We start from the raw sequence: 20,255 nt of genomic DNA on the forward strand, positions 1-20,255 counted from the left end.
CATTAGCGTTACGCGCTCTTCGATGGTCAAGTGGGTGTAGTGAGTAGTCATGCAGCACCTTACCTCGGGTGTTGCACTTGGTCACTGAGACCGCCCACCATACCCATCTACAGCACGCAGGGAAATTCCGCTGAGTTTGAAAAAACCATCAACGCTACACATACTAACGCCGGCTCCCGGGACGTGCGGCACCCAAATCCTGGCCACTGCGACTGATTGAAGAAAAAGGGCCGCTGACAAGTATTCACTTGAAACAGTGATGCTTCCTCTCCGGGCAATACTAGGGCCGCATAATCATATTCATTAAAATTCAATCCGTTTTTCTCAAGCGCTACAGCGCAAGGACAGAGAATGCGAACACTTGACAATTGGGCTCATCGGCTTTTGCAGGTACCGCTGCTCATCGAATGTCCTTCCATGCAGGTCATCGGCTATGACCATGAGGAACCGCTCTTCGTCGGGCCTGGCCATATTTCCATCACTTCCCGTACAGGGATGGAATTTGTCATGCATGGGAAACCCATCGACGAGAAAAAAGCCCACGAGCGCCTTTTTCGCGCCTTTGAAAATCCATTCGTCAACCTGGATCAGCTCAGGGTAATGGCAGTCGATTACGAGGGCGTTGAGTGGAACTGTGGATGGGTAGATGTACGGATAGGGGATACCGCGCAAGGCATATGGCGTCTCTCCGGAAACATACAGGTGATCATGACAAAAGCCTCGGGGACGCGGGTACAACCCGAGGCTAGCATCGAGGTGGTCTATGACGCCTCGTTGGATATTCCAATTCCACTGCTCAGCCGCAAAGAGCTACACCAGCGTGCTGAGTCCAATCTTTCTTCAGGAACTGGTATAGGACAACAGCACGTAGTTGAGGTTGAAGGCGGGCGGATGGCCTTTAGTAATAGCTGGAGTGAGAAAAGGCTCTGGGTCATGGCTTCCGGGTTCAAGCCCTCGCTTGGTGTCTTCCTGGAAAACTGGATCGGAGAGCCACTTAACATTTTGTTGGGACAATTGGTTTATCCGCGGCTGATCGCAAGAAATATGGGGGATGGTACTTCACTGGTATCACTGAGAAATGTATCTGAGCACGCTGCCGACTCGCGAGTTTCATCATTACTGTGCAGCCCCCTGCAGGTGCAGGGCGATCGTTTCTGGGAAATGTATCGACTGATTATGTCTATGATCATCAGAGAAGCTCAGGATAAAGCTGAGCCGGATCTTGCTGTCCACCAGCTGACACACTACTACCAAGAGATCGCTCAAGCGACGACAGGATCACATTGGGTATTGTGCATGACCCTGGCCAGCGTGATCGAAGGTATGGCCAATTTAATGTTTCCCGCATCTAAGCCCATACGGGGTGCTGATGATGAAGCCGATGCTTGGGAAAAATCAATTAGAAGCCTGGAGGCACACGTCCTAGAGTGGGAAGGAGAAAGCAAACTACGCCAGAGATTGATGACCTCACTGCAATCCGCACGAGAGAAAGGGGTGATACAGCGACTGAAACCACTGGTAGAAAGGGGTGTTATAAGTAAGGATCACCTCGATGTCTGGCATCGAGTGCGCAACAGCGTCATGCACGGCAATCTCGTTTCTCCCTGGCTTACTGAAGAGCTGGAGCAAAAGCTGAAGCGACTGACAGAACTGACTCACCGGTTAAGCGAAGCTTACATACGCAGGTGTGCAGAGTAGGATTTTGCACCCGAGCAGATACTGCGTGGCCTGGTTACTCAACGATGAGCCCGGGCCAGCGGTGCAATTGGTCGAAATAGATTCGATCAGCCAAACGCATCTGTCAGCAACGACTGCATGATGTGGGTGGCCGGGCCCTGCAAGAAGTACTCATCGGCACTGACTTCAAACGCACTGGGGTTTATGTGCACCACCGTCGACCCTTTGCTCAGTGCTCGTAGCGGAAGCTCCGCCGCGGGGAATACCATACCGGACGTGCCTATAGACAGGAACAGGTCGCAGCCCTCAGCAGCCGCAAGCCCTGCGCTCCAGGCGTGTTCAGGGAGCATCTCACCGAACCACACGACACCAGGGCGAATAAGGCCGTTACATGCGCCGCACCGCAGAGGCTCGATGCGGCATCCGTCATGGGACAGATCCTGGTCAGGCAGGATAGGGCCGTAAGCGACGGCGCAGTCGATACATCGTGGAGTATGCAGACTCCCATGAATGTGGATCACGCCCTCACATCCGGCACGCTCGTGAAGATCGTCGACATTTTGAGTAACGATAGTCAGCTTTGGAACGTGATTCGCAAGCTCAGCGATAGCCAGGTGTGCCGCATTCGGGATGGCCTGAAGAACCTTCGCTCGGCGCCATTCGTACCATCCCCAGCAGAGGCTCGGATCGGTTCGATACGCTTCTGCAGTCGCCAGTTGGGCAGGATCGAAGCGTTCCCATAGTCCGGTTAACGCGTCACGGAAGGTGGGGATACCGCTCTCGGCTGATACGCCAGCGCCGGTGAAGACGGTCACATGGTTCGCCTGGCGCAACCGCTCTGCAACGGAATTGACTGGCATGAAGTATCTCCTATCAAGCCATTTGTGCTGTTCAAGTGAACTGGAAGGGTGGCCCTAGCCTGGTCATCCCTATTGCCGCTTTTGGGCTATGAGCCGTAAGTGTACAAATGTACCCCTAGGCCGTTACCCCAATACTAGGCCTGAGTGAAATCAGGTTTCGAGGCATGCTCCAGGGCGTTAGCGAGTGTCTCCAAGGCGTCGGCCAAACGACCATCCTCCCGCGCGTCCCCGCTGCTTGGCGCAAACTCCCGGCAATGCCGGAGCAGGGCGTCGAGGTCGTTGTGGTTCAGATCCAGCTCTACGTACATAAGACGTCCAAAAGGGAGAGAGGGCAGCGAAGCTACTGGTATCCAAACACGCTTTAGCCGAATATTGCGCCCGGTTAGGAGAGTCTGGAGTCTAGTGGTGAAGGTTGAGAAGGAGACGCAGATCTGGCATTGCGCTGCTGCACATTATGGTGAGTCTCTCATCTCTATCGTGAATGGTGCACTGAAAAGCTTTCGCCGGGTTCCCGGCCTGGATGTGCTGACCCGGATCCACAAGGTGGATGTCGGCGCAGCGGCATTTACGATACTTGACCTCGCTATACCCAAAACGGGAATGCCATGGTCAGACGGCAGCTTTATTCATGCTCGGGAGCAGCTCAGATCGCACCTGAGCCGTTATGTGCTGAAAAGGCTGGTCGACGACAACGCGGCGCCCCCTGAGCTGCGGGACAGACTGCTCGCCATCGATCTTGGGCTCTGAGCCCCCTTCATCCCCCAGCCCCCTCAATCTGGGCCGAAAACCAGGCCACGAAAAACTCAATTTACGGTATATTTTCCTGAATAAATTGGCATTTACAGGTTAACTCACTGTATTTTCATCTTTCTAAAGGTGGCACCCTTGAAAATTTTTTCGCGAGACGGAGTTCTATATTTGAGGACAAGAAAAAAGCGAGTAGGTAGGCCACTGCCGCTGACCGGCAGGCTATCCACAGTTTTTCCGGATCAGCTTTTTCGCTTTGACGGTCTCTCGATCCTACCTCGTACCTAAGGCTGGCATCTGGTCGGCCCCGAAGGGGCTAAAGGGGAATCGCCTTCTTCGCAGCCAAAGGCTGCGCTTATGCTTTAAATACAAACAAACTCGCGTACTTTTTGAAAAAACACATATTGCGTCTCCTTCATCTGCGTGGATTTATCGTCCGGTACTGTGTTCTGGACTTCGCCCACCGTAGGCACTCGACGTCATCCCTCCAGATAAAGCCATCGCCCGGATAATCTGAGGATCATGGCAGTTGATCAATCGCATTGGCGTAATCGAAATCGATGCTGGTACCGCCGACTAAGTTGGCTTGCAGGCGTGGGCCTTCTTCCGTCGCCACCGCATAGGAGCTGAGAGCTTCGAGGTCGGCATGGGTTGCCGCCGAGAGGAGAGCTAGATACTCCTTGGCTTGCGAATTCGACACTAGCCCTGGCGCTTTGAGGCTCAAGTGATCCTTCACGCGACGCTTCAAATGTTCACGGGACGGCTGAAGGTGAGGGCCTAGGTAGACGGGGCCATCGCCAATTGGGGCCGTCAACGGGACTGCCGGCATGTGGTACAACTGGCGTATCTCTCGGTGCTCCAGCGTCCGGTTGTACAGCGTCAGCCCCCTCTGGACGTAGAGCTTGTACAGCCTACTCTTGGCGTCCAACGCAGCCTCTTTAGAGTCGACACGTTCAACTACCTGGAACACTGGCGTGATCCCTTGGGCGAGGAGTTCTGCAATTTTCACGCAGACACCTTTGCGTTTACGGCTGACGGAACCCAGGTAGTGAGCTTCGCGGCGCTCAAGGTCTATGGTTTCGCCGACGTAGAAAGGCTCGTTGGTCTCAGGGGGGGCAGATGTTGAAGACAACATGCTGAGCAGATGCCATGCCGTCTAGCGATGTCTGGAGCGCCTGGTGCGGCGCCTCAGGCACAATGTCGCTTGTTTCGAAATGAATGACGGGGGAGGCGTAACGTGCCCCATCAGGTATCCTCTGCCAGTACCATTCCAGGGCAAGCTCCAAGGTCGCGAAAGCCTCGTGTTCAGCACCTGAAACGCCTTGTGTTGCTTGTGCAGCACCACCTTCCCATGTGTTGAAAATCCCGGCTGGCTTGCCGGACACAACTGCGTAGTAGCGGGTTCTCTTGGCCATCCCTGGTTGCCTTACAGCCTCATTGGAATCGCAGTCTATCCCGAAGGGTGAGCTTGGTGATGTGAGAGACCAGTTCCTTCAGCGGTGCCGCCGAGCTACAGCTTCAGAAATGGCGATTGCGCCATCGCTTTACCCCCACACTAGTGCTCACGCCGAAGGCCAGATAGCATCACCTCATTGGCATCCGGGAAAATACGGGCTTCAGGTCACCAGCACATTCACTTGCGCTGGAGTTTTTCGACTGTGCTCCCGGACGGTGCCCAGCCTTGGGTGGTATTTGAGGAAGACGGGTTAGATGGAACCTTACAAACGTACGCTTTACGTCAGTCAACTAGCCGCTGAAATCGGTTCAATCGGTCAAGCCTTCGAAGCATTCGGGGGACTAGTAATGAACCTGGTTCTCAAGGTGCCCGTGGGCTCACAAGGCATCAATCTCAGAGGTTTTCCGGTTGGTGGTGTTGTTGATGGGGTCTCCCCGGATGGACTGTACGCTGCAGAGTATTCCGCCCTCCAAAAGTACTTCGACTCCAGCATGGGAAAAGCACGATCGGACTTACGCCATGTGCTTGCTAAAGCTCCATATGCTACAGAAATCTACTTGCTCTCCAGTGCTGTAAAAGCTACCAAGATCGCTCAGGCCTTTGAAACCGATGCTATGAATTGGCCAGAAATGAATGGGCGATCACTCCATCTTTGGGGTGCTGTAGAAATCGCAGATGCGATCATAGAGAACGCCCTGGACAATGAGCTTGCCGTTCGAAAACTGGGCCATTACCTACCGTCCCTATCTCGTTTCTCAGAGGAGGAGGCGGCGCAAGCACTCGTCCCACAGCCTGACACCGCGCGAATCCCGCGACCAGAAGTAGATGGATTGCTTGATGAGATCTTTGCTGAGCGGAACTGTGTGATTCTTGCAGGCCTGGCAGGTAGCGGGAAGTCCGATGCGGCGGCAGCTTATGTTCACCGCAATAGGCAAAAATACCACACAGTGTTATGGCTTCCAGGGGACAACCTCAAAAGGATCGAAGACTTTCAAGCGGTACCTATCATCCGCATGGGCGAGCTCCGCAATGTGGCAGGTCTGCTAAAAAATCGCTGCTGTCTGGTGGTTGTTGATGATGCAAGTGAGTCCCTTGCATCTGACGCGCTTTCATCGTTGTGCGGGCCAGGATCCCATGTACTGCTAATCCGTCGAGCCGTGACAACTGAGGCGCACGTCATTCCTCCGATGTCACAGGAGGATGCCCAGAGATTGTTGACACGCAACCTGTCAGCTTGCCCACCGCGGACGTGGGATATGATTTGGCAGGCAGTCGGAGGGCATCCGTTGACCATCAGCCTCCTCAATGCAGCGGTTTGTGAGGGAGCGACTTGGGCCGACATCGAGCAGGACTGCCGTATGCCTGGAACACTCGAATCCAATGGTCAGATATTGGCAGAACGGCTACTCGGCCGGTTACGCGCAGCATCCGAGCGGGGACTCGCACTTTTTGAATGGGCTGGCACTTCGCAAATTGATGACAAGCTGATCAAGACGTTGGCCACACCAGCAGTGGTAAGAACTCTGCGTAAATATGGCTTGACCGCTGCGAGCAGGCCGGGAGTGATACGCCTCCACGATGTAGTTTATGCAAGCCTTTCAGCTCAGAACTGGTGGACGCAAGCCGATCGGGATGCAATCACTGATAAGGTTTGCGCTTACATGGGTAGCGCTGCATTGGATACTGACTTAGCTTTTTGGTCGGCGGCGATCAATCAGCGTGTCAAAATTCAGCGCCTGGTTGAGGAGGGCGATCGCAGGCCCGCTTTCACCTACGCCATGCTATCTACTTGGTCGCCTTCAGATGTGCGACCGGAATTGCTAGCTGACCCACGCGTGGATGCCGACCTTATAGCTAAAGGCGCCAATTTAGCTACGCCTATAGCGACGATGGCCTTGATCGAGACGGTTGAGAAGTTATTCCTGCATGACAAACTCACCTCCCTCCGCCATGCGCAGCAAATGCTGAGTCAAAGAATTGATGTCTTTGACAAGCTGGCCACAGCGAAAGGGCTCACTATCAAGCAGCAGTCCGAGATCCTGCACCATAAGGGAAAGGCGCTTGTAAGGCTGAGCGTGAGCCTGAAGCCCTTGGCATTTTCGAAGGCATCATGAGTGGCCCCCAGCCTCTGCCTGAAACTGAAATCCAAATCATGCGTCTGCTCAAGAAGGGCGACCCTCTTAGCCAGCAGCGCGCAATCGATATTGCCAAGAGGATTTACAACGCGGCCACCTCAAATGAACCGGTTTCCCACTCAGTGTTTTTTGCCGCGGTTGAGTCAGGTACCACAGATCTCATCATTGCGCATGAGACACTTGTCACCACCATGCTCATCGATGCAGCAGAATTAGGCGTCTCTCAAGCGCTTCAAACGATGTCGACCATTTCAAGGTTTCTGTCCAGGGAAGCACCCGCTGTTTTAAATAAGCTGATTGCCGCGATTCCCCCTCACGTAATCGATGATCTGCCTGTACCGCAGGACAGGTTTGCCTGGGCCGACATCCTGTTTGAGGCATCACGCATCGATGGTGCACCCGCAGAGTCACAACGGGCAGAATCTTTGAGTTTGTTCGAGACGCTTCCACCTGACAGGTTTCACAGCCAGAGACACGCCGAACTGCTGCTACTGATGCAAAGACCTCTGGAAGCCAGGGCACTGCTGACCAAACGAGATGATTTGCAGGATGGCCCCTTCGCCCAACGACTCATGGCCATTGCTGAACATCAGTTAGGCAATCCCACCGTAGCCCTGGAGTGGATTGATCAGGCGTTTAAAAATTTGTCACCCAAGCAGGAGAGATACCGCTACGAGTTCCATGAGCATCGTTTCGACATCCTCGCGGCCATACCAAGCACATTCGCTGTAGCCGAACTCGAAAAGGCGATTGAGCTGAGCGCTGCTGGCAAAGAGCAGGATCGCTTAAAGAGGCGTCTAGTAGCGTTCCTGGAGACTCAGTAAAGCCAGGCGTTCGGTGAGAACCGCTTTGGGAATGACTGCCGACCATTCCGTGGTAGTCGTTCTCATTCGAGCGTTTCAGTCCCGTGAATCTCGAAAAACAAAGCCCTGTCACAGTACAATCTGCCGTCTTTTTTGCATCGGCTAGGGATTTTTCGGATGCTTGGCGTTAGCTTGAATTCCAGCAGTATCGCTACCTATGACCACTTGACCCAAACCATACATCTGAAGCGAGCTGAACAGCCTGACTTGGTCAGGCTCGCCGGGGCCGTCAACTCCCCAGGTTGGGATGCAGGGCTAGTATTGGTCGAGGGCGCATACAAGGTACTCGCGCCGTTGGCGCACGAGACCCGTCACTGGCTCGACATGAACTGCTCCATCAGAGGGCTTCGAACGCTGAAGGCAATCTTCGAGCTGCAAGCAAATCCTGTAGCAGGCACGCCACCGGTTAAAACGCTGAAGCAAGACATCACCCTGAATCATTTCATCGAACGTTACGAGCACCGGGATTTAGCCGCTCGCTACCCTTGGCAGGTCGATTTTAGCCTCAGCATGCCGCGTGCACATGAGCAAATCGAACATATCTCCCTGTGTTTTTACGGGGGCCAAGACCGTAATCGGTCAACCATTCTGTTCAAGTCCCCCATCTATCTGGGAAGCCTGTTGGAGACATGTGCTGTTTACCAAGAGCAGAGAGATGTGCTGCCTTTGTTTTTGCGAGACGGTCTGCCCCATGGTGCTCGTGGTGAGGCGGAAGAGAAAGCCCTAGGCTTCCTTAAAGATCCTAGCGCCCCGGAATATCACGCGATCATTCATGCTGTATCGATTGCAGCCCGTCAGCCCGAGGCTGTCCATGGGATCGCGCTTGCCGCAGGCCTTTGTACATTGCTACTGAACATGCCCGCGCAAATGCTAAAGGAGAGCTGCCGACGGGTTGAGGATGGATTGGGTAGCAGGCGCTATGGTAATGGCTTGATCTCCGCCGCAGGCCAGATGAGACGTATGGCAGGGGTTTGTCCGGAGGCTGCAATTATCCATAGCGTAGTCAACGAGCTGGCGCGCCGCTCAACAGCTGGCGCGTTGCCCTACAGCACTGACTTGATCTTCGATCTACTGCCATTCTGGCGAAAAAGACAGGACGAATTTTTTGAGCGCAGTCATGCTGATTTCGTGACACAAATCAGGAAAATCAAAGGGCCTGGGTACTTTCATGAGGCAGCACCTGCTCTGATTGAGAACAATCAGTGGCTCATGGAGCAAAAGTCCTTATCCCTTACGATGGGCGGACTGCCGAATCGCCCCCCAATCATCTTTGGTGACGGATTTGTACTTAAGGGTGCTGATGCCTTCGAAGGGTTGGTACCGAATTGTGAGAGTGCAGACAACTCTGCAGCAGAAGCTCTGTTGAACATCCAAAAACTCGACCCTAAAGGTGACTGAGCGCCGCCACCGCTCTACCCACAGCCTCTGGGAGCCGTCCACCTAGCCTGGATGCTTACGGCCTGCTACACCACGGCTATAAGCCGTGGTGCCTAGTTATCGCTGAATTAAAACCGCCCCTTCCTCAGTTTCTCGGCAACCGGATGATCCTCTGCGATCTGGCGGGCGGCATGAAGCGGGGAGGGAAGCCGCAAATAACCGTCCCACAGTGGCGCATTCTTGCACCAGTACCCAGCCTGCAGCGCCACCTGATCTTTGTTCGCAAAGTTTCCTTCCTGGATCATCACAAACTCCGTCACGCCCAGTTGCTGCCACGAATCCTTGAGCTGCGCCTGACTGACGTCGTAGCGCGTGTGGTAGCGATGAGACCGCACTTTGTTGAAGGTCTTGGAGTACGACGTGAAGTAGTACACCAGATCCTGGTGCTCGGCCTGATGCACGCCGATGCGGTTACCTATGTACATCGGTGCCAGGGGCGAGAGGGAATGTACGCCTGTCATTTGAGCCGTTTGGTAATCAGAGCGCGTACGGATCAACCAGGCGCTCTTCGGTACAGGGGGCAAGCCGTCGCCGGCGCCGTCATTCATGCCGGGGTACAGTCGCTTCGCACCGGCGTTGATATAGACAATCAACGGGCTGTCAGCCACCGTGGTCGGGGCTAGGAGTGCCTGCCTGATCATCAGCTTCGCAGCGTCCCCATCCAGCAGTTTCGGGCTTGCATGGATAGCGCAGAGCCCTTCGCTGTAAGTTTTCCACTGTCCCGGTTGACCTCCGTGCCCATCCACGTAGACCTGCATCTCGCGCGTGCTTACCAAGGTACGTGTGATCACGGGTAGAAAGACGTTGAGCCTGCTGAGATAATCGACATAAATCGAAACCACGGTGGTGCCAACGGGGATACCTGCCGTGCGCTCCAGCGGTAACGGTACAAATCCGGTACCTCGGATCGCATCGATGAGTCCATTGATGGCAGGGTAATCCTCAGGCGGATCAGACTCCTCCATTTTAGCCTTCCGCAGACGGCCCTTCAGTCCAGCAGCAATGCCCTTAGAGGGCACGCCATCGCCTTGAGGCGGCAGATGAAAAATGAACTGGGTAGAGATTCCGTGCTTGGCGCAAAGTGCCCGCAAGACATGTTTCGGATCATCATCGTCCTTGGTGGCCACCTCTGGGGTGGTCTCGATGATTGCCGCATCCGGCGCCAAGGCGCTCAGCCGTGGCAGCAATTCGTGAGAAAACCAGCTCTGAATATCGGCCGAGGATGTCTTGGTAGTCAGCACCCGCTGGGCATCTTTGCATTGGATCTGTTGAAGCAGCACTTCGGGCTTCGGTTTCTCTTTGAATACTGGAGACGCTGATTCGAGATTCTCGTAGGCCTTGTTGATGCGCATCATGACGTCTGTGTGCGCAGTAACTACGGCGATCCTAATCGGCCGAGCCGGCTCTTGCGGCGTTCTATCCCGCTGACCGATGAGCCGGCCGACATAGCGAGTCAGCATGGGCTTGGCAGAGGTCACGGTTTTCTGGACGTGGAAGCTTGCCTGGTCGAGGATGACCGTACCGACACCGCTCCCGATAGGTGAGCCAATCGGTGTATGGGCATGGATTGGTCGAACAGGCCCAGCTAGCGAAACCTCGTCGCCACCCAGCGCCGGCAAATGACCTTCGCCCATGTGCTGGATGAGTTCAGCAGCCGGACTGGTGTACACGGTTTGGAATTGCCCTTCGTCCGTACGCAGGGTGCGGATCTGGAATTTTGAAATCCCACGTTCTGTTTTGATCCAGGTCGCGTGTGTGGTGTGGCGCCACTCGGACAGGATATGGCTCAGGTGAACTGTAACTGAGGCGTACTGGCTGGGTACCTTGTGCAACAGCAGCAAACCCGTCGAGACAGAATGCATGGCCACTGCGCGTCGATCACCACGTTCGTAGAACAACGGGTTGTCCCACGCAAGCAGGGAGCCGTCACTGCAAACCGAGAGGTTCAACGGGACAGATGACTCCATCGGTTCGCTCGATAATTGCTGCGCGAGCATCCACGGGACGACCTTGTACGCCACCACGGACTGTCGAGGATCGTGCATGACGTCAGCGGCATAGAGAGGAGCAGGGCCCTCGGGGACGAGCAGATCGATGAAGTCCTGTTGGCCCGGCGCTGCTTTACGCAGGATGTGCTGGGCCCAGACGTTGATTGCTCGGTTCAGTTTGTCTGGCTCGATTGGATTGAGTGCCACAATGACCGGCGTTTGCTGGTTTTTGAGCAGCTGCGCGTTTACCCATACCGGGCCACCTGAGAGGTAGCTGAGGATCTCTTCGAGTGACTCAGTCGGCAGATAAGGCTTACCGAAATGATTGGCGAGCAACTGCCATCCATTTAAAAAATCTCGCGATGCGCGATACTGCATGACAGAAGGCAGCTCATCTGGATCAAAGCGGAACAGGTTAGTCCTCAGGGAAATCGTCATCAGGTAGCCCCTCATTCTCTTGAGTGCCTGCGGTGGTCTGCGGGCCTGCCGCTTCGATATACAGCGTCATAGCCTCCACGAGTCCCGCATGGTGCGTTGAAAACTCGTTCCAGTGGCCATCCTGCTTCAGCTTCTCGATCGTCCGCTCCAAAAGGATCGCCCACGTGAAACGGGTGTCAAAGAATGCCGCGTCTGCCAGGTAACAGGTGACTGGCGTGCCGCCACGCCTGGCACGGCCCACCAGTTGGGTGAGTGTGACCAGGACGTTCATGATGGTGTAGAACCGGATATCTTTGGGCTGGCTGTAAAAGTAGGGGGGAGCCAGCCGAATGCCATTGAGTATACGGTTCGCCTTGGCACGCTCATTCAGGAGTGCCAAACCTGGCGTTGCAGACGGTTCAATACTTTCGCCGACGCTGTAGCAAAGATGTGCAAGGTTGTTACCTGGCTGATCGGAAGAGGGCAGTGGCCGCACGCACACAACCACACCACCCAGCGCTGACTTACCGTCCGCAGTCACTATGTTGTGACCACGCGCCATTGGATAAATGGAGCTCACCAGCAACTGCACATCCGCATTGGGGCCGTCAGCGAACTCGACGAGATCGTCGTAGGTAAGCCTGTTCGCCAGTGGCAACCGTTCCTGCCGATCCGATTTCTTGCCTCCCCGAATCCAGGCAACCTTCCGTTGCCCCCCTGAAATTTCATAGAGCGTCGAAGCAAGTTGCTCTGCCTCGGCATCGCTTCCCGTCACCAGCAGCAAGCGTGCTCGATGACACGTGTCCTGATCTTGCTCCAACGCTGCCAGGCGACTGACAAGCCATGGCCATAGTTCATACGCCAGATCCCTTACGTGGATTAGGCGAGAATCGAGGGCAGCCCCCGATACATGGACAGAGACATTCACATTCTCGAAGCGGATGTTTCCCTTGGCATCCGGCACATCGATCAGCGTCTTGGCACTCAAGTCGAAACAGCTAGCGCCAGGGAAAAATGCGGTGGCACTGAAGCCGATGAAGGTTCGATTCACCCCGGCGTGGATCTTCGACGTGAGGTTAGGCAGATATTGAAGCGTCCGGTGAGGGTCGCCGGACATCGCTACGACCTGGAGCGACCACGTATCACGTCCCTCGTGCTTGCGTTTGAAGCCGTAAACGACGCGCTGAAGCGGCCCAAGTGGGGTAGGACTGAAGGGCGCAGAGCCTGCGAGATCCTGCTGTACCCTCAATGCCGCGGCGACCTTGGCGCGCGCAAGAACAGGGACATCTGCATAAAGGGTGCGAAGGCTGGTCTCAATAAAATGCAAACTCGTTCTGATGACCAATGACGACTTGAGCTTTTCGAGTTTCTTGTCGTTCTTCTCGCTCTTCTTCTCATTGAGCCGTAGCCCCAACTTTTTCCGTCTCGCCAGGCTATCGAGCAGCGAACCGATGCTGACCACGACCTCCGTTGGACTCGGCAGAGGGTCGTTGTGCGAGAAAGCCTGCAGGAGATCGCGAAGCGGTACCAGGTGAGGAGGGATAGCCTGTTCACCGTAGCCGCAGACGCCGTCGAGCACCAGTGGGTCGAGGCCCAGGTACTCAGCAATCATCTTGTCTTCAGCACGTTCCCACACAGTCTCGCGATCGGGCCATGTCAGGTGCTTGACGGCTAACTGGAGGAGGCGTGTGGTATGAAGGATCACCGCATTGCAGGCTCGTTGAGCGCGGTACAAGGTCGAGGCATCGACGTCTGGAATGGAGTCCCGCCCGAAAATCTCCATATGCAGCTCGGCAAGGCTACTGTGCTCAATGTGGTTACTCAACGGAAGCTCGAAGACGCTGGTATCAACCGCACTCAGCAGTAGCCCATCGATCTCGTCCACCATAAACAGCGAAGCCGATCGGAGCAGTAGCTCAAGCAGACTCCTCGATTCACCGCCACCCCCTTCGACAGCGATACGGGTGGTTCCGGATATCAGGGCATGGTGATTGACCACCACAATGTCGGCCGCCAGGGCCTGTTCAAGCATGGTGCGTTTCCCACACTGATTCAGAAACGGGCAACTACGAATGCGCTTGAACGTCTCCCGCCCCCGGCGCTCTCCTGGAATTTGCAGATTGAAGCAAGGTTCTACATCGCGCTGGCTCACGCTCCCGTCAGTAGCACAGGCATCCAGCAGGCATCGATAGTCGTAAGGATGATCCTCGCGTCCACGTGCGATGTAGTAATCGCCCGCTTTAGCTATCCGGCGTTGGGAATGCAGTGGGGCGATATTCAGGTGAGGTGCCACGATACGAACCGCGCGCTTCAATGCCTCCACCATGTTGCGTACGTCAGTGAGGTTGGGTACCGCGATCACCACGCGGTGCCCCTGCAAGGCCGTATGGATGCCCATCAACTCCATCACCACGGTCTTGCCCGTTCCCGTCGGAGCGTTGACCCGATAGAACTTCCCAGCCTGAGCGTCGACGCAACCGTCGTTGCGCACGATCGAGTTCAAGGAGCTGCAATGGCTTTGGTGCAAATGGTTGTCGGGATCTCGTCCAGCTTCGTCCAGGGCCCTGGCGATCTCGTGAAGCGAAGCCTTCTCCCAGGAAAAAATCGGAGTGTTTGGTGCCTCCAACAAGGGCAGAGGGGTATCGTCCAACACCAGCCTGGATCGCTGTTCCTCGGAGATCACGAAAGTGCGGTAGCCATCAGACTGAGTCTCACGGAGGAGAATCTGCCCTTCTGCGGGCCATTTGGTGCATGACGCAAGGGTCGGATCGCTTTTGACGGCGCAGAGCTTTTCCTCAATCAGCCCATCCAGGTCGAAGCCTGGCTGCAGATAGTAGACATCAGTCTCCTTGAGGCGTGGCGTGGTACCCAGTTCCGTCAGAAGATCATCACCCGCTACCCTGAACGGCGCGCCACCACCGAACATGATTCGTCCTGCCGCCTCAAGAAATCGCCCTGTCTGATTCAGATCTACCGGGCGATACTTGATGAGCGTGATAATTTGTTCGCGAACCTTGTCAGAAGCGCCTTCCCAGCCCATCCAGAGATGAGGCCTCCCCACCAGGAACACTTCCGCATCAGCAAGAGTGGGCTCCTTGCTGATGTACTTGATAGCCAGCCCAAGCGCCAGAGCGGCCGCATTTTCAGTTAGCGTTGGCATAGGTTTTTCACCCAACGCAGGCACTGGGACTCAGACATGATCTGCTTGGGCCAGCACTGCTCATTCAGCGTGTCCAGGAACTGCGCCTGGTAATCCGGGATGACAATGACCGTGTCCGCATGTGGAGTGCTGGCCAAGTGCAGCCCAAGGTTCTTGGTCGAATGCCAAACCTTGGCATCAAGCGAATAGGTTCGATCAACGAGGGTGAACCGCAGGTCAGACTGATCAACCTCGGGCCAAAGCTCTGCAGAGACGCCCATCCGACTGATGCCATCAAGCAAACGCATTTCCAGCAGCCCCGGGATCAAGGTAAATGTCCACAGAGGCGGGGTAAGGCGGTACTTGTTTTTGGCGGGGTGAGGCTGGATTACCCTGGCAGTTCTGACACTCACCAGCTCATCCTCCATCCACTGGAATATGCCAACCGTCTGCTCACACCAGTGCGCGCCACAAGACACAGCCCGACGGTGAATCTCCATTGGCCATCCGCAACTCGGGCACAGGTAGACCTGTCCCATACGGATCAGGTGCTGTGGAATAGGCTCGTACAGCGAGTTGAAGCTCACTTGCAGCGGAATTAGAAAGTCGAGGCTTCGGTCAGCATCAACCACACCATGATCAATCAGAAACATCCGAAACAACCGGTACTCATCATCCCCGTGGGAGCGCGTTCGGCAGAGGTCTCGGACGTTCTTCACTATTTGCTGAACACGCTCCCATCCAGCACGAGGATTCGTCTCCAGCGCTATGGCGTTACACAGCATCGTGGGCTCGTCGGCGAACTGGAGCGCGCCTTGATACCCCTGCCTGAAACGGTTATCTAGCCACTGCTCAAGCGGCAGGCTGAGGCAGGAGAGCAGGTTGGCGATTGTGCGGGGAGGAGATCCAGGCTCCAGCCACCAGAGCAGAGCACTGGCCTGTCGTAAAAGATCGTGCCGCTCGATATGTTGATGGGCATCGAGCTGAGCGGCCCTTACGATCAGGCCAAGTAGGTGTTGGGCGTCGCTATCCACCGAGTCCATAAGCCCCCCCCCTTTAGTCGGAAGCATGTGTCTCTGCGGAGCATCGTGCTCTGCACGTCGATTCACCGAATCAAAGAGGCTGGTTCAATATATCGATTACCGCAAGACAACTGGTCGGGTTAAGCACTGCATGCTGGGGCCGGCGCTTCGGTGGAACGCCCATACAACCTGGTTTGCTGCGTTGTTTTGCCTCCATACGACCCGGGCCAGGTTCCGATAAATGGCTGGAGTCGGGGTATGAAGGTATTTGACGGCTGGGCTTTGCAGTTCATCCACATCGAGTAGCCTTAGGCAGGCTTTCGTGGCATATAGCTACCACACCCAGGGAGGGATGATTGTAGCCAGGCTGGCGCTGGACTAAACCTCTCCCTGCCACTGAATCAGGATAGGGGCAGCGCTGTGTACCTTTCGGCTTTGAAAATCGAGAATTTCCGCCAGTTCGGCCATGGCGATCATGCGTTGAACATCCGCTTCAACGAAGGCGTGACCGCTCTCGTTGGTGAAAACGATGCTGGCAAGACCGCGGTGATCGACGCGATCCGTTACGTGCTGCAAACCCGGGACGCTGAATACCTTCGATTGCAGATCGAGGATTTTCACATCACCAGCAGCGGCACCCAGGCGGAAAACATCACACTCAGGTGCACCCTGGAAGGACTTAGCCCGTTAGAACTGGGTGCTTTCGCCGAGTATGTGACCTACACCGGTGGCGTGGGGCGCCTGTATGTACACTGGTCAGCTCGCCGCGTTGTTGCCTCGGCCTCAACCCGCAAATGGGTCGACATTTCGGTTCGCTCGGGTGAGCAGGGAGAGGGGCCATCACTGGACGTGGGCGTACGACAGCTGCTTGCCACTGCATACCTGAAACCGCTGCGCGATGCCGAGCGAGAAATGTCACCAGGCCGGAATTCCCGGCTGTCCCAGGTATTGAGCAGTTTCCCTAATATTGATGCGGGTAACGCGTTTGATCCCGCGGCACTCCCGACCGACCTCACCGATGCAGAAGCCCTCAGCATTGCCGGCATGGGTGATTTCCTTCGCCACTTGGTGAACCGTCACGGCGCTATCGTCTCCGCGCAGAAAGAGATCAACGATACGTATCTTCGGCCGCTATCGCTGGCTGGCCAGCCCCTAGCGAGTCGCATCGGCTTCGGGGAAGCAGGAACTGATCCCGCCAAGCTCAAGCAAATCCTGGAACGACTGGAGCTCGGACTGCTGGATCATGCCACCGGAGAGGCGCGTGGTATCTACGGGCTGGGTTCCAACAACGTGTTGTTCATGGCTTGTGAACTCCTGCTTCTAGGCAAAGAGCCTGACGGGCTTCCGCTGCTCCTCATCGAAGAACCGGAGGCCCACCTGCACCCGCAACGTCAGCTCCAATTGATGGAGTTCCTCGAAGCTGCGGCAAAGCCCTCCACGGGCTTGAGACCGGTTCAGGTCATCCTCAGCACCCATAGCCCGAACTTGAGTTCGAAGATACCGCTGCAGAACCTGGTGCTGATGCAGCGGCAACGAGCGTTCTCGCTCGCCGAGAGTGAAACCTGCCTGGCACCGGATGATTATCGCTTCCTCAGCCGGTTCCTTGATGTGACCAAGGCGGGGCTGTTCTTCGCGAAGGGCTTGCTCGTCGTTGAAGGTGATGCGGAAGCGATCCTCCTGCCGTCATTGGCACGTCGGTTGGGCAAGGATCTCACCAAGCACGGGGTCTCGATCATCAACGTGGGTGGTGTCGGCCTGCGGCGCTATTCGAAAATCCTGCAGCGCAAGGACACGTCCAAGGGCGAGATCACCGTGCCCACGGCCTGCATTACCGACATGGACGTCATGCCCGATTGCGCGCCTGAGATTCGGGGCCTGAAGGGTGTCAAGGGGACGGTTTGGCCAGACATCGCCAAGCGGCGCTGGCGCGCTGAAAAAGACTTCGGCTCCACACCGGAGGACATTGCAAAGGGCCTGAAGGAACATCGCGAGAAGCGCGGAGAGAGTGATGGACAGTGTGTGCGGACGTTCGTTGCCGATCACTGGACGCTCGAATACGACCTGGCGTTCAAGGGGCTCTCGAAGGAAGTCCATCACGCCGCATACCTTGCCATTTATGAGGAAAAGATCGACGACGGCACGGAGACCAAGGCCAGCCTGCTGAAGAAGGCGCAGAAAGCCTTCGAAAATATCCAGACGACCCATGCCTCCGAGGAAGCCCGCTGCTCTGCGATCTACAAACTGTTCAATAGGGCGTCAAAAGCGATCGCAGCCCAGCACCTGATCGACTTCATTGACCAAGGTTTCGAAAACGGTTCCTTAGATGCCACGAAATTGCGGGGATTGTTGCCAACCTATGTTGTCCATGCGATCGAATACGCAACCGGAGGTGCAGCCCTGGCTACCACCCCCAGCCCGGCTCACCCGCTCGTGGCGCCGGCAGCACCGGCAGGTTCTACTGATCCGCTGGAAGAGGCCGCCGAATGACGCTCAGGCAACTGGTTGCCCCCATTACTGACGCAGATGTGGACTGGGTCATCGAGCTTATGGGGCTAGATACGCTGGACGAGCCCCGCCGTGATTTCTTGAAGTCCATGGACACTGTCGATGTGGCAGCCTGTCCTGGGAGCGGGAAGACGACCCTGGTCGTCGCCAAGCTTGCCATCCTGGCTCGCCATTGGAAGAGCCGTATGCAGGGTATTTGCGTGCTTTCGCACACCAACGCGGCCAGAGAAGAGATCGAGAAACGCCTTGGTGGCACCGAGGTGGGCCAACGACTGCTGCGCTTTCCACACTACATCGACACTATCCATGGCTTCACCGGCCGATTTCTGGCGTCACCATGGTTACGCTCGCAGGGCATTGCACTGCAGGCAATCGATGATGAGGCCACTCACAAAGCTCGTCGAAGGGAGCTGACATATCGTGAGCACTTAGGTGCACAGGCTGCCTTCGAGAAAAAATTTAAAAGCCTTCACAACTTGCGAGTCCGGTCTGCCGATTTCGATGATCCACTCGGCGATGAAGACATTGGTTTTGCGCCACACACGGCGACCTACAAGAGTGTGGTGAAATCATTGAGCGGCGCGGCGAAGGCCGGTTACTTCTGCTTCGATGAGGTATTCGTTTTAGGGCACGCCTTACTCGACCAGGAGCCGGCCGTGGGCGGTGCATTGCGCCTGCGCTTCCCATGCGTGTTGATCGATGAAATGCAGGACACCCAACCTGACCAGGCGGGTGTTCTTCAACGGGTCTTTCCTCATGATGACCCAGATGTGTGTGTCATTCGTGTCGGCGATCCCAACCAAGAGATCTTCGAGAAAAAGACGCCCTTGCAGGATCCCTTCCCTGATCCAGGGCGTCAGTTGGAGATTTCCAGCAGCTTCCGGTTTGATCAGGCCATCGCATCGATCGCCAATCCGTTCGCGTATGTCCCAATCACGAATGGACTGATCGGACTTCGTGCTCCGCGGCAACCAGGCAGTATCCCCAACACGATCATCGTCTTCCCTGATAGCGATGCAACGGGTGTATTGGACGAATTCGGGAAGCTGGTGCTGAAGCACTTGCCGAAGGATTTCCGCAAGGATGGTGTATTCGCGGTGGGGGCGGTGCACCGGCTTGAAAACTTCAAGGCAAACCAGTACCCGAAAGCCCTGGAGCATTACTGGCCATCCTACCGGTCTGACACGACGAAGACATCGTTCAAGCCTCGCACATTCGCGGAAGGCGCACACGTTGCCAGGCGTACCGCGATGAGAGAAGCCACAGCTGCTTCCGCGGTTGAGTTGTTGGCTTCTTGCCTGATAAACCTTGGCACATTGGCGTTCCCGGGCAGCCTGATGCAACTGAGAGGTCGACACCACGCTGCAGTGGAGGAGAGGCTTACCGCGAAGCCGCATGCATTCGCACAGTATCGAGAGTGCCTTCAGTTGATCCTATTCGGGCCGGCTGAAATGACCGAACAGGACTGGCTCACGACCATTGCTCCGAGAGTGCTGCGGGTGGCAACCGCGCTTCATGATGCCGAAGGCGTGACTGCAGATCTGGAGGGTCACCAGTATCTTGCTTGGGAGACAGCCCCAGTTGCCAATGAGGCCAGCGAAAGTGGTGGCTCACTGATCAACACCTACCGGTTCCAGGATGGTACCGATGGCGTCGACATTCGTATGTCATCCATCCATTCGGAAAAGGGCAAAACTCACGCGGCCACGCTGATCCTGGAGACCTTCCGGAAGACCCACTTTATTCAGAAGCTCATGCCATGGCTCGAATGTCAAAAGGCAGCGGCCAAGCGACCACCGGACAGCGCCAAGAAGGACATGATGCTGATGTATGTGGGGATGACTCGACCATCTCAAATGCTGTGCCTGGCTGTCCGCAAAAGCAGCATGGGCGAGGGGATAACGGGAGAAAAACGAAGGGCTGCGCTAGAGGCAGCAGGATGGTCGATTCTGGAACTTGCGACCTGAGGCAAACCACCGCATCGCGGTTACGCGCTTTGTAGCGCGAAC

The 20,255-nt window shown here is 55.9% G+C and carries 13 protein-coding genes; 7 read left to right on the forward strand and 6 right to left on the reverse strand.

What is annotated here, in order from left to right:
* The first annotated feature begins 351 nt into the window (after window positions 1–351).
* Window positions 352–1,698, forward strand: coding sequence for a hypothetical protein (locus tag ACIP02_RS17820; protein ID WP_400618543.1), 1,347 nt, complete (start codon window positions 352–354; stop codon window positions 1,696–1,698).
* 86 nt (window positions 1,699–1,784) lie between these two features.
* On the opposite strand, the gene ACIP02_RS17825 is transcribed toward ACIP02_RS17820, so the two are convergent.
* A complete protein-coding gene (locus tag ACIP02_RS17825; RefSeq protein ID WP_400618544.1) occupies window positions 1,785–2,537 on the reverse strand; it encodes an SIR2 family NAD-dependent protein deacylase in 753 nt (250 codons plus the stop codon).
* A gap of 405 nt (window positions 2,538–2,942) precedes the next feature.
* Here ACIP02_RS17825 and ACIP02_RS17830 point away from each other — a divergent pair, with 405 nt between their 5' ends.
* Window positions 2,943–3,284 (forward strand): hypothetical protein, encoded by a 342-nt coding sequence (locus ACIP02_RS17830; RefSeq protein ID WP_400618547.1) that lies wholly within the window; start codon window positions 2,943–2,945, stop codon window positions 3,282–3,284.
* Between the two features lie 520 nt (window positions 3,285–3,804).
* Here ACIP02_RS17830 and ACIP02_RS17835 read toward each other — a convergent pair.
* Together ACIP02_RS17835 and ACIP02_RS17840 are read right to left on the reverse strand one after the other, a co-directional pair.
* Window positions 3,805–4,419, reverse strand: coding sequence for a hypothetical protein (locus tag ACIP02_RS17835; RefSeq protein WP_400618550.1), 615 nt, complete (start codon window positions 4,417–4,419; stop codon window positions 3,805–3,807).
* Window positions 4,391–4,699 carry an RNase H1/viroplasmin domain-containing protein gene (locus ACIP02_RS17840; protein WP_400618553.1) on the reverse strand — a complete coding sequence of 103 codons (309 nt, stop codon included), beginning with the start codon at window positions 4,697–4,699 and terminating at the stop codon, window positions 4,391–4,393. The genes ACIP02_RS17835 and ACIP02_RS17840 overlap by 29 nt, the downstream gene beginning before the upstream one ends.
* 295 nt (window positions 4,700–4,994) lie before the next feature.
* Here ACIP02_RS17840 and ACIP02_RS17845 point away from each other — a divergent pair, with 295 nt between their 5' ends.
* The 3 genes from ACIP02_RS17845 to ACIP02_RS17855 all read left to right on the forward strand — a co-directional run bounded on the left by ACIP02_RS17845 (window position 4,995) and on the right by ACIP02_RS17855 (window position 9,136).
* Window positions 4,995–6,854 (forward strand): hypothetical protein, encoded by a 1,860-nt coding sequence (locus tag ACIP02_RS17845; protein WP_400618556.1) that lies wholly within the window; start codon window positions 4,995–4,997, stop codon window positions 6,852–6,854.
* On the forward strand, window positions 6,851–7,699 hold the full coding sequence (locus tag ACIP02_RS17850) for a hypothetical protein (protein ID WP_400618559.1): 849 nt from the start codon (window positions 6,851–6,853) through the stop codon (window positions 7,697–7,699). Before ACIP02_RS17845 ends, ACIP02_RS17850 begins: the two co-directional genes overlap by 4 nt.
* Window positions 7,700–7,855: 156 nt before the next feature.
* A complete protein-coding gene (locus ACIP02_RS17855) occupies window positions 7,856–9,136 on the forward strand; it encodes a hypothetical protein (RefSeq protein WP_400618561.1) in 1,281 nt (426 codons plus the stop codon).
* 107 nt (window positions 9,137–9,243) lie between these two features.
* Here the strand turns inward: ACIP02_RS17855 and ACIP02_RS17860 are convergent, their stop codons facing one another.
* Genes ACIP02_RS17860 through ACIP02_RS17870 form a run of 3 tightly spaced genes read right to left on the reverse strand, consistent with a single transcriptional unit; the run spans window position 9,244 to window position 15,762 of the window.
* Entirely contained in the window at window positions 9,244–11,601 is a 2,358-nt protein-coding gene (locus ACIP02_RS17860) for an RNaseH domain-containing protein (RefSeq protein WP_400618564.1), read from the reverse strand.
* Window positions 11,579–14,740 carry a hypothetical protein gene (locus tag ACIP02_RS17865; RefSeq protein ID WP_400618567.1) on the reverse strand — a complete coding sequence of 1,054 codons (3,162 nt, stop codon included), beginning with the start codon at window positions 14,738–14,740 and terminating at the stop codon, window positions 11,579–11,581. Before ACIP02_RS17865 ends, ACIP02_RS17860 begins: the two co-directional genes overlap by 23 nt.
* The gene (locus ACIP02_RS17870) at window positions 14,728–15,762 is read right to left on the reverse strand and encodes a hypothetical protein (RefSeq protein ID WP_400618569.1); all 1,035 of its coding nucleotides are present in this window, start codon (window positions 15,760–15,762) and stop codon (window positions 14,728–14,730) included. The genes ACIP02_RS17865 and ACIP02_RS17870 overlap by 13 nt, the downstream gene beginning before the upstream one ends.
* A 399-nt stretch (window positions 15,763–16,161) precedes the next feature.
* On the opposite strand from ACIP02_RS17870, the gene ACIP02_RS17875 reads away from it, so the two are divergent.
* Complete coding sequence (locus tag ACIP02_RS17875) at window positions 16,162–18,228, forward strand: ATP-dependent nuclease (RefSeq protein WP_400618572.1); 2,067 nt, start codon at window positions 16,162–16,164, stop codon at window positions 18,226–18,228.
* A complete protein-coding gene (locus tag ACIP02_RS17880; RefSeq protein WP_400618575.1) occupies window positions 18,225–20,213 on the forward strand; it encodes a UvrD-helicase domain-containing protein in 1,989 nt (662 codons plus the stop codon). Before ACIP02_RS17875 ends, ACIP02_RS17880 begins: the two co-directional genes overlap by 4 nt.
* Window positions 20,214–20,255 lie beyond the last annotated feature (42 nt).

Source organism: Pseudomonas sp. NPDC089408 (assembly GCF_044749445.1).
Lineage (GTDB): Bacteria > Pseudomonadota > Gammaproteobacteria > Pseudomonadales > Pseudomonadaceae > Aquipseudomonas.